The sequence below is a fragment of the Streptomyces sp. NPDC048644 genome, from assembly GCF_043199105.1.
Classification (GTDB): Bacteria; Actinomycetota; Actinomycetes; order Streptomycetales; family Streptomycetaceae; genus Streptomyces.
Window position 1 is genome coordinate 148,117 of record NZ_JBICVO010000001.1, and the last position, 14,890, is coordinate 163,006.

Genomic DNA, 14,890 nt, shown 5'->3' on the forward strand with positions numbered 1-14,890 from the left:
AACGCCGGGGCGGACCCGCCGCCCCGGTGGGCACCCGCGCCACGGTCACTTGATCCCCGCCTCCCTCATCTGCCGCAGCTCCTTCTTCAGTTCCCCGACTTCGTCGCGCAGCCGCGCCGCCACCTCGAACTGCAACTCGGCCGCCGCCGCCCGCATCCGTTCCGTCATCTCCTCGATCAACTCGGCGAGTTCGGCCGCCGGCCGGTCCGTCAGCGGCGCGCCGGCCTTGCCGCCCTTGGCCGCCTGTCCCTTCGCCGCCTTGCCCCCGAGCGCCGGGACAGGAGCCTTGGCCTCCGCGCCGTCGCCGCCCTTGCGGTACCCGGTGCCCAACAGCTCCTGGGTGTCGATCTCCTCGCGTGCGATGGTCGCCACGATGTCGCCGATCTTCTTGCGGAGCGGCTGCGGATCGATGCCGTTCGCCTTGTTGTACGCGAGCTGCTTCTCCCGGCGGCGGTTGGTCTCGTCGATCGCCCGTTCCATCGCCGGGGTGATCTTGTCGGCGTACATGTGCACCTGACCGGAGACGTTGCGCGCCGCACGGCCGATGGTCTGGATGAGGGCCGATCCCGACCGCAGGAAGCCCTCCTTGTCGGCGTCCAGGATGGCGACGAGGGAGACCTCGGGAAGGTCGAGGCCCTCACGCAGCAGGTTGATGCCCACCAGGACGTCGTACTCGCCCGCCCGCAGCTCCCGCAGCAGCTCGACCCGTCGCAGGGTGTCGACGTCGCTGTGCAGGTACCGGACCTGGATCCCCAGCTCCAGGAAGTAGTCCGTCAGGTCCTCGGCCATCTTCTTGGTGAGGGTGGTGACCAGGACACGTTCGTTCTTGTCCGTCCGGGTGCGGATCTCGTGCACCAGGTCGTCGATCTGTCCGTCGGTGGGCTTGACCACCACCTCCGGGTCCACCAGACCGGTCGGGCGGATGATCTGCTCCACGAAGCCGTCGCCCCGCGACAGCTCGTACTTTCCGGGTGTCGCGGAGAGGTAGACCGTCTGACCGATGCGTTCCAGGAACTCCTCCCACTTCAGCGGCCGGTTGTCCATGGCGGACGGCAGCCGGAAGCCGTGCTCGACCAGGGTCCGCTTCCGTGAGGCGTCGCCCTCGTACATGGCACCGATCTGCGGGACGGTGACGTGCGATTCGTCGATGACCAGGAGGAAGTCGTCCGGGAAGTAGTCGATGAGAGTGTTCGGCGCCGAACCGGGCTCGCGGCCGTCCATGTGCATCGAGTAGTTCTCGATGCCCGAACAGGAACCGATCTGGCGCATCATCTCGATGTCGTACGTCGTGCGCATGCGCAGCCGCTGGGCTTCCAGGTGCTTGCCCTGCTTCTCCATCGTGGCCAGGCTGTCCGCCAGCTCGGCCTCGATGCCCGCGATGGCCCGCTCCATGCGCTCGGGGCCCGCGATGTAGTGGCTGGCGGGGAAGACGTACAGCTCCCGGTCCTCGCTGATCACCTCGCCGGTCAGCGGGTGGAGCGTGGAAAGCGCCTCGACCTCGTCGCCGAACATCTCGATCCGGACGGCCAGCTCCTCGTAGACCGGGAAGATCTCGATGGTGTCGCCGCGCACCCGGAACGTGCCACGGGTGAAGGCCACGTCGTTGCGGGTGTACTGGATGTCGACGAACCGGCGCAGCAACTGGTCGCGGTCGATCTCGTCGCCGACCTTGAGCTGCACCATGCGGTCGACGTACTCCTGCGGCGTGCCCAGGCCGTAGATGCACGACACCGATGCGACGACCACGACGTCCCGCCGGGTGAGCAGCGAATTCGTCGCGGAGTGCCGCAGCCGCTCGACCTCCTCGTTGATGGAGGAGTCCTTCTCGATGTACGTATCGGACTGCGGGACGTACGCCTCGGGCTGGTAGTAGTCGTAGTAGGAGACGAAGTACTCGACGGCGTTGTTGGGCAGCAGCTCGCGGAATTCGTTGGCGAGCTGGGCCGCGAGCGTCTTGTTGGGCGCCATGACGAGCGTCGGCCGCTGCAGCTTCTCGATCATCCACGCGGTGGTCGCGGACTTGCCGGTGCCGGTCGCGCCCAGCAGGACGACGTCCTTCTCACCACCGCGGACGCGCTGCTCCAGCTCGGCGATGGCCGCCGGCTGGTCGCCGTTGGGCTGGTAGGGGCTGACGACCTCGAAAGGCGCCACCGTGCGTTCGATCTTCGATACGGGCCGCATGGAAACCACCGTACGACCCGGCACTGACATCCGGCCGGGAAAACCCTCCGACCAGCGGATTCTCCGCGCCGAGCCGGACCCCGCGAGGGCACCGGCCGGCCCGGCGCGGGGGCCGGATCGCGGCGGGCCGCCTCCCGCCCCTCGCCGCGGTCCCAAGCCCGGCCCTGCCCCCACCCACCCCCGTCTTCACCTTCGCCGCAGGACCGGCCCTCCGCCACCGCCCGCGCCGTTTCCCGTTCGCCGTCCGTTCGCCGCGTCCGCCGTCGTCCGCGCGCGGCGACCGGCCGGCCCGGCGTCCGCCCGCTTCCGGTCACCGTCCGGCTCACCGCACCTTGGCCGGAATCGCTCGCTCCGGAATGCCTGCAAGGCCAAAACCGGTCAGAAGCACGAGGGGTGACGAACCGTCGGCCGAGATGCGGGTTCGCCGCGGCTCCGGCAAGTTGGACGGCGCCGGAACGTACGTCTATTGCGCGGCGATTCCGGGCATCCCGTCACCACGGCGCTCAAACACGGAACACCGGCCACTTCTCGTTCAAATTCTGTCCATCCCCCGCCTGCCTCCCGGTACCGCCTGACTGCGAACCTCTGCCCATCCGACCGGTTCAGGCCACATCACGTCAGCTCTCGTCCACGACGTCCTGAGGAGTCCGTATGCGTCTTCGCCCCGTTGCCACCGTCCTCACCGGTGCGCTCATGGGTCTGTCAGCGTTCGTCCTCTCTCCAGCCACCGCACAGGCCACGACCGGTCACCACAGGACGGTGACGGTCGCGCACCGCGGCGCCCCCGCCTACGCGCCCGAGAACACCATCGCCTCGATCGACCGGGCACACCGACTGGGATCCGACTGGGTCGAGAACGACGTCCAGCGCACCAAGGACGGCGAGCTGATCGTCATGCACGACACGACGCTCGACCGGACGACCAATGTCGAGCAGGTGTTCCCCGGCCGATCCCCGTGGAAGGTCGCGGACTTCACGCTCAACGAGATCGAGAAGCTGGACGCGGGCAGTTGGTTCGGGCCGGAGTTCACCGGTGAGCGAGTGCCCACCCTGCAGACGTACCTGGACGCCGTCACGCACAACGGCCAGAAGCTCCTCCTGGAGCTGAAGTCTCCCGAGCTGTACCCGGGGATCGAACTGCAGACCCTCCTGGAGCTGCGCCATGAAGGATGGCTCGACCGGAACCACGTCAAGCACCGGCTGATCGTCCAGAGCTTCAACGGCGACGCGATCAAGACCGTCCACACCCTGCGGCCGGACGTCAAGACGGGCTTCCTCGGCAATCCCACGACCGCCCAGCTGCCGGACTACGCGAAGTTCTGCGACCAGATCAACCCCACGTACAAGGCGGCGACCCCGGCGTACATCGACGCCGTGCACGCCCTGAAGGGCCCGCACGGCCGTCCGCTGGAGGTCTACACCTGGACCGTCGACGACGCGGCGACCGCCGTCGAGCTCGCCCGATCCGGCGCGGACGGCATCATCTCCAACAGGGCCGACCTGGTCCGCGGCGCTCTGGAGAACAAGGGCAGCTGAACGTGGAGCGCGGTGGCCGGCGGGCCGGGACCGTCCTGTCCTGTCCGTTCGCCACCGCGTTGTCAGTGGCGCGTCCTAGGCTGAACCCGTGACGAACGCAGAGCAGGACGTGCAGGACGTACCGCGGCGCGAGTGGGCCTGGGGGCGGCTGGACACGCCGGTCGGCCCTTTGCTGCTCGCCGCCACGGACGAGGGGCTGGCCGAGGTTCTCTTCCATGCCGACGAACGGGCCTCCCGGCGCGCGACGGCCCGCCTGGAGGGGATCTTCGGTTCGGCCCCGCTCCCGGACACGCCGCACCTGGCCGCGGCCATGGCGGAGCTGACCGCCTACTTCGCCGGCGAACTGCGGGCCTTCACGGTGCCGCTGGACTGGTCGCTCTCCTCCGGGTTCCACGTCCGTGTCCTGCACGAGCTGGCCGTCGGCGTGCCCTACGGCAGCGTCGTCGGCTATCAGGACCTCGCCGACCGCGTCGGGGAACCGGGGGCGGCCCGCGCGGTGGGCGCGGCGATGGGATCCAATCCGCTGCCTGTCGTCGTCCCCTGCCACCGGGTGGTGGCCAGCGACGGAGGCATCGGCGGTTTCAGCGGCGGCCTGGAGACCAAGCGCCTGCTGCTGGCACTCGAGGGAGTGCTTCCCGCTCCCCTGTTCTGATCCCCTCCCGGCCGCCTGCGGCGCACGAAAGGTCCCGTCATGTCCCGCCAGATCGCACTGCTCCGCGGCATCAACGTCGGGGGCCACCGTCCCTTCCCCAAGGCCGCGCAGCAGGCGCTGGCGGAATCCCTTGGCTTCCGGGAGGTGTCCGTTCTCCTGCAGACGGGCAACATCGTCTTCGCCGACCCCGGCACTCCTCCCGGGGAGACCGCGCGGATCATCCAGGACCGGATCTCCGCCGATCTGGGGTTCTCGGTACCCGTCACCGTCCGGACCCGGGACGAGCTGGCCGCCACCGTGGCGGCGAATCCCTTTCCGCAGGCCGTGGCGGTACCCAAGAGCCTGCATGTCACGTTCCTCTCGGACGTGCCGGCCGACGTGTCCCGGCTGGAGGCCCTCGACCTCGGCTCCTACGCCCCCGACCGGTTCCGCCTGATCGGCCGCGAGCTGTATCTCTGGTGCCCCGACGGCATCGGCCGCTCCAGACTCGCCGACGCGGTGAGCCGGGCCCCTCTCGGCGTCACGGCCACCGCACGCAACTGGAACACGGTCAACAAGATCCTGGCCCTGGCCGACGCCTGACCCGTGCGGCGCCCGCGGGGCCCGGAACCATCGGCCAGGACGCGGCTCAGCGCCAGCCGTACCGTTCCCGCAGCCGCTGTGCCACCAGGCCGAAACGGTCCCGGTCCAGCGCGCAGGCTTCCCTGCGCATGCCCTCGGGGCGCACCCGCAGCACCCGGTCGAGAGCGACCCACGAGTCCCGGCCCGCCCGGTCCCACGGCCCGGTCCCGAGAGCGATCCACTCCCCGTCCTGGTCGTGCCGCTTGCTGGACAGCTGCACGGCCAGCAGCGTCCCGGACGCTTCCCGGGCGACGACCAGCACCGGACGGTCCTTGCCCCGGCCGTCGTTCTCCTCGTAGGGCACCCAGGTCCACACGATTTCGCCGGGATCCGGGTCGCCGTCCGGATCCGGCGCATAGGACGTCCGAACGGCACCAACGGTGTCCGGCAGGGCCTCCGTTGTCGCACCGGCCCCTTGGCTGCCCGGCAACGGCGCCTCTTCGCCGGATGCGGAAAAAGAAGTCGTCATGGGCTCACGCTAACGGGCCGTGTGCGGGCCGCCGCCACGGGCACCGGATGTCCTGCCGGCGCGGGGAGCGAGCCGCGCGGATCGCCGTGTCCGCCTGCGTCCGCGGTCCTGTGACCGCAGGTCAGCGGCCGTTGTCAGTGGTGGGTCGTACGGTTTTCAGCAGCGGGGGAAGGTCGCAGGGACCGCCCGGGGAGGGGATCACCATGTCCGAGACCACGACGTATCTGGAACTGTCCCAAGAGGGCGGCGGCGCGCACAAGTTCTACGAGGTGTCGGTGCGCGGCACCGCCGTTTCGGTCCGCTACGGCAGGATCGGCGCGGCCGGCCAGCAGCAGAACTCGACGTTCCCGACCGTGGAAAAGGCGCAGGCTGCGGCTGCCAAGAAGATCGGCGAGAAGGTCCGCAAGGGCTATGCGCCGGCCGTCCCCGGCGGGCGCGCGGCCCGCCCCGTGACCCGCCGCCAGGTCACCTCCGCCCCGTCGACGGCGCGCGCGGTGGCGCCGGTGCTGTGGCGGTTCCGCACGGGCGCCGCGGCCTTCGGAATCCACATCGCGGAGGACCGCTGCTGGGTCGGCAACCAGAACGGCGACGTCCACACCCTCGGACACGACGGCGAGGTGCTGGCGCGCTATCAGCTCCCGGCCGGCGTCAAGTGCCTGGTCGCCGACGACTTCTGGATCTACGCGGGATGCGACGACGGCTCGGTGTACGACCTCTCGTCGAAGCTGCCGTTCGCCGCCTACGACATCGCCCCCGATGTCGACATCTTCTGGCTGGACATCCGCGAGGGCATCCTCAACGTCGCCGACCGCGACGGCGGGCTGACGGTCATCGACCACGAGGACGAGTACCAGTGGTCCCGGCGCAGTGCTGGCAGCAACGCCTGGATGGTGCGGCGTGACGGGCACGCGGTCTACCACGGTCACGGACGCGGGGTGACGGCATACGCCTCCGACGGCAGCCGGGAGTTGTGGCACACGCCGACCCAGGGGGCGGTGCTGTTCGGCTGGCAGGAGGATCACTCGGTGTACGCCGGTACCGACCGCCGGGTGGTGCAGCGGCTGGCCAAGGGCAACGGCGCGCTGGAAGCCACCTACCAGTGCGACACCGTCGTCTACTCCTGCGCCACCGCTCCCGGCGGGCGCTACGTCTTCGCCGGCGACTCGGCCTCCTCCGTGTACTGCTTCGACGCCGACGGCACCCGGCTGTGGAAGCTGGGCACCGGAGGCGGCTCCGCCCTGTCCATGCAGTACCTCGACGAGAAGCTCTACATGGTGACCACCGACGGGTCGCTGGTGTGCGTGGATGCGAGCGACGCGGCCATTGCCGCGGCCCGTTCGGGGACGGTCCCGGTGGCCCGGGACGTCAAGTCGGCCGCTGCGCTGCCCACTTACACCCCGTCGGCCACCGTGCAGACGGTGACTCCGTCGGCCGCCTCCGGGATCGTCGTGGAGTGTGTCCAGGAGAACGGCCGGCTGCGGGTGCACGTCGTCTCCGGGGGCTACGAGCCCTCGTGGAACGTCCAGTTCCCGCGGCACATACGCCGCCCGGGGGTGCGCTACGTGGTCGATGACCTCGCGGCGGCCTCCGGTGGGTTCTATCGCGTCCGTGGCGAGATCCGGCAGCTCGTCTGAGTCCGCCGCCCACGGAACGCCTGCTTCCCGTCCGCCGGTGCGTGCGTGCTCAGGCCGTCCCGTTCCAGGCGGGGCGCCGCGGATCGTCCGCCCGTACGACGACGTCCGCAGCCTCATCGGGCCGGGTTTCGCGCTCGTAGCGCGCGAAGGCAGGCAGCGTCCAGCGCTCGCGCTCCGGGGTGCGGCGGGCGAGGGCGGCTCCGGAGAGTTTCAGGTGCACTGCGAGATCGAAGGGAAACCAGTGACCGAGCAGCAGGGGACCGTGCAGCACCAGCACTCCGCCCGGCGGCAGTTCCACGTACCCGCTGCGGGTGGCCCGGTCGGTCTGCGGATCCCAGAGGTCCGGCAGGACGCGCCCGGTGCCGCCCGGGTCCAGCGGCTGGAACACCTCCCGCCACAGTGCCTGCCGGTCGAACCACTCGTCGTGGTAGGCGTCCGGATCCTCCCGCCCGTATTCCAGGCGCAGGGAGGCGGGGCGCAGGAAGCCGTATGCGCCGACCCGGTGCACGGCCCGGCCGCGCAGCCGCAGGGCCTCGGTCAGCCGGCCCGCCAGGTCCTGCGGGGCCGCGGCGGGAGCACCGTCGACGGCGACCCGGAGCCAAGGGCTGCCGTCCTGCGCCGTTGTGGCGATGATGCGTTCGGCGAGCGCATCGGTGAGCCGTTCCCAGGTGATCGCTTGGAGCCGCACCCCGCCATTGTGCACGCCGGCGGGGCGCGCGGCGCCGGGTGTCAGCGGGACCGGGATCCGTCGTCGCGGAAGCCCGAGATCACCCCGGCCTGGATGACCGTGCCGTGCAGCTCACCGCCGCTGATGGTGTTGTGCACCTCCCGCACGGTCACCCCGCCCCGCTCCGGCTCCAGTTCGTCCAGCAAGGAGCACAGTTCCGCCGCGGCCTCCGGGTCGTCGCGCAGCAGGCGGCGCAGTCGTACCCGCCAGGCAGCGGTCACGTCCTCCACCTCGCCCGCCTCTCCGGCCTCTTGCGCGGCGGTGACCTCGGCCCGCGACGCCTCCAGTTCGCCTTCGATGGCCTCTTCGTCGGCCGTGCCCCGCCGCCGGGCGAGGAAGGCGGCCACCCGCCGCCGTGCCTGTGCCCAGCCATCCGTCGCCATCTGCTGCACCAGCGTCGTCGCACCCGCCGCCGCGAGCGCCGTCAACTCCGCGTCCATCACTGCCCCTTGTCCCCGTGTCCCCGCCCGTGCGGCGGTCCGTCGACCGTACGCCGCCGCACCGCGCCGTGTCCCGTCCCCGGGCCGGTACCGCGTCGCCCTCGCGGCCCGGGGGCAGGCTGGTTCGTGCGCGTGCGTCTCAGGCCCGGTCGGCCGTCGGCCCCGCGGCTCCGTAGCGGCTGAGTTCGGCCGCCGCCTCCTTCGTCGCCTCGATCACCTGCTCCGGCACCACCGGCATCTCGGACTTGCGCTTGAGCAGCAGTACGGCTCCCATGATCGCGCCGTCCCACATGATCGGCGCCGCGCAGGAGTTCCAGCCGGTCATGCACTCCTCGTAGCCGAGCGCGCAGCCGAGGTCGCGGACCTCGGACAGGGAGGCCAGCAGGTCGTCGTTGTCGCTGAAGACCCCGGGCCCTGCCTGGTCGGGTACGGGTTCGGCCAGTACCCGCTGCTGGAGCACGCCGGGCAGGTAGGCAAGGATCGCCCGTCCGGAGGCGCCGGTGCGCAGCGAGCGCGTCACGGACAGCACATCGCGGGGCGTCATGCTCAGTTCGGCGAGGTCGGAGTCGCCGACCTCCATGTCGACGCACTGCCGTTGGGCCCCGGAAAACGGCGCCACCATGTAGAGGAACGCCAGCCCGCCATCGGTGGCCTCTCGCAGTCCGCGGAGGACCGTCTGCGAGACCGCCCCGTCGAGACGGTGGTCGAGTGCGGTGAAGGCCAGTCGGGCCGCGGAGGCGCGCAGCCGGTAGAGCCCCCGGTCCACCCGCTCGAAGCTCCGCTGGTAGATGCCGGACTGCAGGATGCGGTAGACGACGGAGTCGTCCAGACCGGTGAACTCGGCGATCTCACCGGGCCCGTGGGCGGATCCGCCGAGTTCGGCGAAGGCCGTCTGGACGAGGAAGACCCGCTCGGCATGGCTGGATCCCGACGTACGGGGCCTTGCGCCGGCGGCTCCGGACGCCCGGCGCGTGGCCTTCGCCCGCCCATGGGTACCCGCCGTCACGTGCGGGGCTGCGGAGGTGGTGGCCGTCACGGCGGCTTCCGACGCTGTCGTGCTGTTGCCCATCGTGTGCTCTCTCCCCTGGCAGTGATCAGCGCCCGAAGGCGCACGGCAATTCCGGTGCCGGCCGGCACGTCCCCCGCCCGCGGGCCCTGCGTCAACTCTCCACGGTGGCCTCCCGGGCCGTCCGCGGGAGCCGCTGCGTCGGCCCTGACCGGTGCATCAGCGGGCGACGTCGATCATGAGTTTCCCGGTCGGGGTGCGGGCCGCCAGGTCGTGATGGGCCTGCGCCGCCTGGTCGAGCGCGTACGCGGCGCCGGTCAGCGGGGTGAGCGAGCCGGCCGCGACCGCGTCGAACAGCGCCCGCATGGAGGTCGGCAGGGCCGTGCGGTCGGTGTAGAGCTGCGGCAGCCAGAATCCCGAGACGGTGAGGGAGCGCTCCATCAGGTAGCGGGTGGGCACGTTCGCCATCTCGCCGCTCGCGTAGCCGTACACCGCGAGCCTGCCGCGCGGCGCGACGGCGGCGAGCGTCTGCGCGAAGGTGGTGCCACCGGTCATCTCCAGCGCCGTCCGGACCGGTCCGCCCGCCGCTTCCAGGATGCGCTCGGTCAGGTCGTCGCCTGCCGAGTCGACCACCGCGTGTGCGCCCAACTCGCGGGCCAGCTCACGCTTCTCCTCCGATCCGGCCAGCCCGATGACCTTGGCACCGGCCCGGGTGGCGAGCTGTACCGCCAGCGACCCCAGCCCGCCCGCGGCGGCCGGGACGACGACGGTCTCCCCTTCGGTGATCCGCAGCACGGTGAACAGGAGATGCCAGGCGCTGTTCCCCTGGAGGACCAGCGCGACGGCCTGGGCGTCGCTGATGCCGTCGGGGATGTCCCAGGTGACACGGCGGTGCACCAGGGCGCGCTCCGCATAGCCGCCACCCCGGGTCAGCCCGACCACCCGACGGCCGCCGTCCACCGTCCCCACAACCTCGTTGCCGGGGATGTAGGGCAGGTCCACGGGCGCCAGGTAGGTGTTTCCCCGTACGTGCACGTCCGCGTAGTTGATGCCGGCCAGGGTGACGTCGACCCTCGCGTGGCCGGTCCTGGGCCCGGGATCGGGAACATCCGCGAGCCGCAGCACGTCCGGGCCGCCGAACTCCCGCATCACAATCGCGCGCACGACTCTCCCTCTGGGTCTCCGGTGTGGTGCCCGCACAGGGTAGGCACGGGATCTGTGTTCCCGGAGAATCCCGGCCAATTCGCGCCAACCCCGGTCGGTTTCCAGCTCTGTTGTGTCGCGTCGGACGAGCATCTCCGGCAAGCTTTCTCACGTCGCGAGAAACCGTGCACGCGTTTTCCACCCATTGCATCGTCTTGGATCAGGTCTACGCATGGGTATCCGCGGGGTGGCTCCCATTTGCCCCTAGGACATTTCCGGGTACCGCATGTGATCTCCGCGCTCTACGATCCGGAGTCGTGTCCACCGTCGACTGGATGTGACGGCCGTGCTCCCCGGGACTGCGCGCACTCCGTGAGACGGAGGCGCCGGCCCACCGCCTGTGTGACGGGCGGACGGCGGGGCGCGTGGCCGCTCGGGCGGCGGGGCGTGCACAGGCTGAGGGGGAGTCATGATGCGGAAATCCGGCGAGGGCGTACCGGCCTTCGCGCCGGCGTGCCAAGACCTTCAACTGGCGGAGCCGCTGATACCGGCGCAGCTGCGCTTACTGCGGACCGCCACCGCGATCCTCCCGGCGTGGTCGGCCTCCTTCACAGCCGCCACCGATGCCGTCATCGCCGCCGCGCGCCGACGGACCCGCCCGGTCGCGGTGCCACTCTTTCTGGAGGCGGCCCGCGCACGCCCGGGAACCGCGCGCCCACGCCGAGAAAGAGGCTGCCCATGAACACGTCGAGCGGTACGAGCAGCAGCGGGCTCCAGTTCACCCATCCGCATCTCGCCGTGGTATTGGGCGGTGGATTCACCGGCCTGCTCGCCGCCGCCGCGCTGTCCCACGACGCCGATGTGGTCATCGTGGAGCGGGAGATGATGCCCCGCACCCGGGTGCCCTGCCGGGTCCTCCCGCACCCCCGGCGCGCGCATCTGCTGACGACGGCCGGAGCCGACGTGGTCGAGAGCCTGCTGCCGGGCATCACGGAACGCTGGCTGGCCGCAGGCGCCCTCAGGCTGCCGCTCCCCCCGGAGCTCGCGCTCCCGCCCGTACCGGGCCGGGCCCGCCGCCGAGCCCCGTCCGGGCACCTCATCTCCTGCTCCCGCGACCTGCTCGACCGGGTCATCCGGGAGCAGGTGCTGGCCCTCCCCGGCGTCACCGTCCTCGACGAGACCGAGGCCGAGGGCCTGACGGGCACCCCGGAGGACGTCACCGGTGTGCGGGTCCGGGACGCGCTCACCGGTGAGGCTCGGCGGCTGGACGCCGATCTGGTCGTCGACGCCACCGGCAGGGGCTCCAAGACACCCGAGCGGCTGGCCGCCCTGGGACTGCCGGATGTCCGCGAGGAGGTCGTGGACGCCGGTCTCACCACTGCGACCAGGATCTTCCGGGCCCCGGACGGCAGCGGCACCCCCGTGCTCGCCACCGGCGCGGATCCGGAAGGGCCCGCCCCGGGGCAGTCCGCGACGCTGGTCCCCATCGAGGACGGGCACTGGCTGGTGACGCTGACGGGCATCCTCGGGGGACGCCCGTGCCGGCACGCCGACCGGTTCGTGCCGTTCGCCCGCGGCATGGGTGACGGCTCCATCGGCGAACTCATCGCCTACGCGGAGCCGTTGAGCGAAGTACGGCTCTCCCACGAAACGGTCAACCGCCGACGCCACTACGAACAGCTGGATTCCTGGCCCACCGGCTTCGTGGCGCTGGGCGATGCCGTGGCGGCCTTCAACCCCGCATACGGCCAGGGTCTGCCCACCGCCGCCCGCCAAGCCGTCGCGCTGCGCGAGGTGTTGCGGCGGCACGATCTGGACGATCCGGCACTGGCGCGCAGCCTGCAGCGCAGCATCGGCCGCCTCGTCCAGGCTCCATGGGCGCTCGCCGCCGAGCAGGACATCCGCTATCCCGGCGCCACGGGGCCCCGTCCTTCGGCCGCCAGCCGGCTCACCCACGATTCCGTGCACCGCATGCTGCACAACGCCGGCCGGCCCACCGCCTTCCCCGACCACGCCGACCCGGCCGCACCGCCGACGCGCCCGCTGCGCCCCTCACCGGTCCACCGCCTGCTGCCGGTCATCTCACCCCGACCGCTGATCACACCGCCGCTGTCGACACCACTACCGTCCACGGCACTGCCGGGCAGCCCAGGTGCACAGGGCGATCCGGCTGGGCCGGTCTCCCCCGCAGTGCCGCTCCCCGAGTCGCCGCGGGACAACGACAGTTCCGCCAAGGACGCGGCACCCCCGGACCTGCCGTCGGGGGCGCCGGCCCCCGGGACCTGTCCGGACCCACAGCCCGGTTCCCGGTCCGCCACCACACCACCGCCCGACCCTGACTCCTCTGCTCCGGCGGACAGATGGCCCTGCCAGGGCCGCCGCCCGTGGCCCACGCCCTGACCCCGGGCCGCGCGTCGGCTCCGTTCCCGTCGCTTCCTGCGGCCGGGTCCGCTGAGGACCTGGCCGCCAGGGTCCGCGGCGCCTGAATTACGGTGGTGGGCCGACAGAGAAGGCTGATCACGGACAGGGGTTGCGCTCACCGGTGGGACACGCTAATCGCAGCCTGGCCGGAAGCCGGAAGCCGGAAGCCGGAAGCCGGAAGCCGGAAGCCGGAAGCCGGAAGCCGGAAGCCGGAAGCCGGAAGCCGGAAGCCGCTGACGGCTGGGTGTGTGCCGCTGACCGGGACACCAGCCATGGCCTGATACCCGCACTGCGGGTGCCCGTCGGCCCGGACCCCGACCGCTGGCGTACGTTCCCCGGCAAGCGGACCGTGGTGGTCGTCGCCCGGACCGTCACCTCGACCGTCCGGGTCCTCGATGTGCTCGGCCCCGTGTTCCGCGATGATCCGCGCGTGGACCTGGTCTTCGCGTTCGACCCCACCTCCGCCTTCAACGACGGAGTCCACGACCTCGCCCGCTCCGTCGGCGCACGGATCCTGCCCTGGCACCAGTTCCCCCACCTCGCCCCCGACTTGATCATCACGGCTTCCGAGAACGCCGACCTCGTCGTCGATGGACACACCGCCCCCGTCCTCGTCCTTCCGCACGGCGTCGGGTTCCACAAGGTCGTCCCGGACTCCCGGAGCGACCAGAACCGCCTCGCCGGAGTCGTACCGGACGCCCTGCTGCGCAGCGGCCGTGCCCGGATCGCCGTCTCACACCCCGATCAGGCCGCCCAGTTGGCCACCGCCCACCCTTCGACCGCGGGCTGCACCCTCCTCGTCGGCGACCCCTGCCACGACCTGCTGATCAATGGGCAGGAGCTGCGCGACACCTACCGCGAAGCCCTCGGGGTCGGGGACGACCGCCGTCTGATCATGCTCAGCTCGACCTGGCACGACCAATCCCTCCTCGGCCGTGAGCCCTCCCTTCCCGCGCGCCTGCTGGCGGAGCTCCCGCTGGACGAGTACGCCGTCGCGCTGGTCACCCACCCCAACATCGTGTCGGCACACGGCACTTACCAACTCCGCACCGTGCTGAGCTCCGCTCTGGGCGCAGGTCTGCTGCGCATCCCGCCGACGGACGGCTGGCAGGCGACCCTGCTCGCCGGCGATCTCCTGATCGGTGACCACGGCTCCGTGACCTTTTACGGCGCCGCGCTCGGCAAACCGCTGCTGCTCGGAGCCTTCGGTGGTGACGAGGCCGTGCCCGACACCCCCATGGCAGAACTGGGCCGTCTCGCACCCCGGCTCATCACCGACGTACCGCTGCGTCCGCAGATCGAGCAAGCACTCGCCGACGCCGCGCCGGACAGCGAGGGCGCCCGCCCGCTGGCGGCCCTCGGTGACCGTGCACTCGTGGCTCCTGGGCGCGCACTGCAGCGCCTGCGCGCTGTGGCCTACGACCTCCTCCGTCTCGCTCTCCCCGAGCCCTCCGCCCCCCTCCCCCGCCCCGCCCCGGATGACCCGGTTCCGGTGGACCACCAGCCGGACATCACCGCGGTATTCGTCACCACCCGGGTCGGCGATACGCCCGGCGGCCCGCAGGTGACCATCCGGCGCACCCCCGCCTCCGTCGCCCACTTCACCGCCGCGGATGACGCCACCGCGGACGGCATCACCACGGACATCGACTGCGGCGGTGACCCCGCCGGCGCCGAGGGCACGTTCCGCCACCTGTCCTGCAGCGACCGGGAACGGGACCGCAGGCTGCCGGAGAGCGCCTCGGTCCTCATTCGCGAAACACCCGCAGCGACCGTCACCGCGGCCGACCGCTGGGCCACGGCCGTCCTGTCCCACTACCCGGGCTGCCGCATCGCAGCAGCAGAGATCGAAAGCGGTGGCTGCCGTATCCGACTGCACGACGGCCGGGCCGTCGACGTCTCCGCCACGGGAAGCATGCGTGATGCCGCCGTACTGGCCGCAGCGGTCTACGCCCTGCTGCGTTCCGGACGCCCGCTGGCGAACACCATCATCGGCATCAGGGTCGGTACCCGCACTGAGGACGCCGACCTGAGCCTGGTCCACCGGACCGCTTGAAAGG

12 protein-coding genes are annotated in these 14,890 nt (G+C 71.4%); 6 read left to right on the forward strand and 6 right to left on the reverse strand.

What is annotated here, in order from left to right; genetic code table 11:
- Window positions 1-45 precede the first annotated feature (45 nt).
- Window positions 46-2,181, reverse strand: coding sequence for an excinuclease ABC subunit UvrB (gene uvrB, locus ACGFNI_RS00710; protein WP_393679282.1), 2,136 nt, complete (start codon window positions 2,179-2,181; stop codon window positions 46-48).
- A 651-nt stretch (window positions 2,182-2,832) separates the two neighbouring features.
- Here uvrB and ACGFNI_RS00715 point away from each other — a divergent pair.
- The 3 genes from ACGFNI_RS00715 to ACGFNI_RS00725 all read left to right on the forward strand — a co-directional run bounded on the left by ACGFNI_RS00715 (window position 2,833) and on the right by ACGFNI_RS00725 (window position 4,951).
- A complete protein-coding gene (locus ACGFNI_RS00715; RefSeq protein WP_393679283.1) occupies window positions 2,833-3,717 on the forward strand; it encodes a glycerophosphodiester phosphodiesterase in 885 nt (294 codons plus the stop codon).
- 88 nt (window positions 3,718-3,805) lie between these two features.
- Window positions 3,806-4,369, forward strand: coding sequence for a methylated-DNA--[protein]-cysteine S-methyltransferase (locus ACGFNI_RS00720; RefSeq protein ID WP_393679285.1), 564 nt, complete (start codon window positions 3,806-3,808; stop codon window positions 4,367-4,369).
- A 39-nt stretch (window positions 4,370-4,408) separates the two neighbouring features.
- Window positions 4,409-4,951, forward strand: coding sequence for a DUF1697 domain-containing protein (locus tag ACGFNI_RS00725; RefSeq protein WP_393679286.1), 543 nt, complete (start codon window positions 4,409-4,411; stop codon window positions 4,949-4,951).
- Window positions 4,952-4,997: 46 nt separating this feature from the next.
- Here ACGFNI_RS00725 and ACGFNI_RS00730 read toward each other — a convergent pair whose 3' ends face one another.
- Window positions 4,998-5,459 (reverse strand): type II toxin-antitoxin system PemK/MazF family toxin, encoded by a 462-nt coding sequence (locus ACGFNI_RS00730; protein ID WP_393679288.1) that lies wholly within the window; start codon window positions 5,457-5,459, stop codon window positions 4,998-5,000.
- Window positions 5,460-5,662: 203 nt separating this feature from the next.
- Here ACGFNI_RS00730 and ACGFNI_RS00735 point away from each other — a divergent pair, with 203 nt between their 5' ends.
- Window positions 5,663-7,093 (forward strand): WGR domain-containing protein, encoded by a 1,431-nt coding sequence (locus ACGFNI_RS00735; RefSeq protein ID WP_393679290.1) that lies wholly within the window; start codon window positions 5,663-5,665, stop codon window positions 7,091-7,093.
- A 49-nt stretch (window positions 7,094-7,142) separates the two neighbouring features.
- Here ACGFNI_RS00735 and ACGFNI_RS00740 read toward each other — a convergent pair whose 3' ends face one another.
- From ACGFNI_RS00740 to ACGFNI_RS00755, 4 genes are all read right to left on the reverse strand, one after another.
- Complete coding sequence (locus ACGFNI_RS00740) at window positions 7,143-7,781, reverse strand: uridine kinase (RefSeq protein WP_393679292.1); 639 nt, start codon at window positions 7,779-7,781, stop codon at window positions 7,143-7,145.
- Between the two features lie 41 nt (window positions 7,782-7,822).
- On the reverse strand, window positions 7,823-8,260 hold the full coding sequence (locus ACGFNI_RS00745) for a hypothetical protein (RefSeq protein ID WP_393679293.1): 438 nt from the start codon (window positions 8,258-8,260) through the stop codon (window positions 7,823-7,825).
- Between the two features lie 139 nt (window positions 8,261-8,399).
- Window positions 8,400-9,329 (reverse strand): IclR family transcriptional regulator C-terminal domain-containing protein, encoded by a 930-nt coding sequence (locus tag ACGFNI_RS00750; protein WP_393679295.1) that lies wholly within the window; start codon window positions 9,327-9,329, stop codon window positions 8,400-8,402.
- A 156-nt stretch (window positions 9,330-9,485) separates the two neighbouring features.
- On the reverse strand, window positions 9,486-10,430 hold the full coding sequence (locus ACGFNI_RS00755; RefSeq protein WP_393679297.1) for a zinc-binding alcohol dehydrogenase family protein: 945 nt from the start codon (window positions 10,428-10,430) through the stop codon (window positions 9,486-9,488).
- Between the two features lie 717 nt (window positions 10,431-11,147).
- Between ACGFNI_RS00755 and ACGFNI_RS00760 the strand changes: the two genes are divergently transcribed.
- Both ACGFNI_RS00760 and ACGFNI_RS00765 read left to right on the forward strand, forming a co-directional pair.
- Window positions 11,148-12,809 carry an FAD-dependent monooxygenase gene (locus ACGFNI_RS00760; protein ID WP_393679299.1) on the forward strand — a complete coding sequence of 554 codons (1,662 nt, stop codon included), beginning with the start codon at window positions 11,148-11,150 and terminating at the stop codon, window positions 12,807-12,809.
- 265 nt (window positions 12,810-13,074) lie between these two features.
- A complete protein-coding gene (locus ACGFNI_RS00765) occupies window positions 13,075-14,886 on the forward strand; it encodes a CDP-glycerol glycerophosphotransferase family protein (RefSeq protein WP_393679301.1) in 1,812 nt (603 codons plus the stop codon).
- Window positions 14,887-14,890 lie beyond the last annotated feature (4 nt).

Excerpts from the sequence above, each read along its gene's own strand:
- ACGFNI_RS00745 (WP_393679293.1), bottom strand. The coding sequence starts at position 8,260 with ATGGACGCGGAGTTGACGGCGCTCGCGGCGGCGGGTGCGACGACGCTG.
- ACGFNI_RS00715 (WP_393679283.1), top strand. The coding sequence starts at position 2,833 with ATGCGTCTTCGCCCCGTTGCCACCGTCCTCACCGGTGCGCTCATGGGT.
- ACGFNI_RS00750 (WP_393679295.1), bottom strand. The coding sequence starts at position 9,329 with ATGGGCAACAGCACGACAGCGTCGGAAGCCGCCGTGACGGCCACCACC.
- ACGFNI_RS00725 (WP_393679286.1), top strand. The coding sequence starts at position 4,409 with ATGTCCCGCCAGATCGCACTGCTCCGCGGCATCAACGTCGGGGGCCAC.
- ACGFNI_RS00730 (WP_393679288.1), bottom strand. The coding sequence starts at position 5,459 with ATGACGACTTCTTTTTCCGCATCCGGCGAAGAGGCGCCGTTGCCGGGC.
- ACGFNI_RS00735 (WP_393679290.1), top strand. The coding sequence starts at position 5,663 with ATGTCCGAGACCACGACGTATCTGGAACTGTCCCAAGAGGGCGGCGGC.
- uvrB (WP_393679282.1), bottom strand. The coding sequence starts at position 2,181 with ATGCGGCCCGTATCGAAGATCGAACGCACGGTGGCGCCTTTCGAGGTC.
- ACGFNI_RS00760 (WP_393679299.1), top strand. The coding sequence starts at position 11,148 with ATGAACACGTCGAGCGGTACGAGCAGCAGCGGGCTCCAGTTCACCCAT.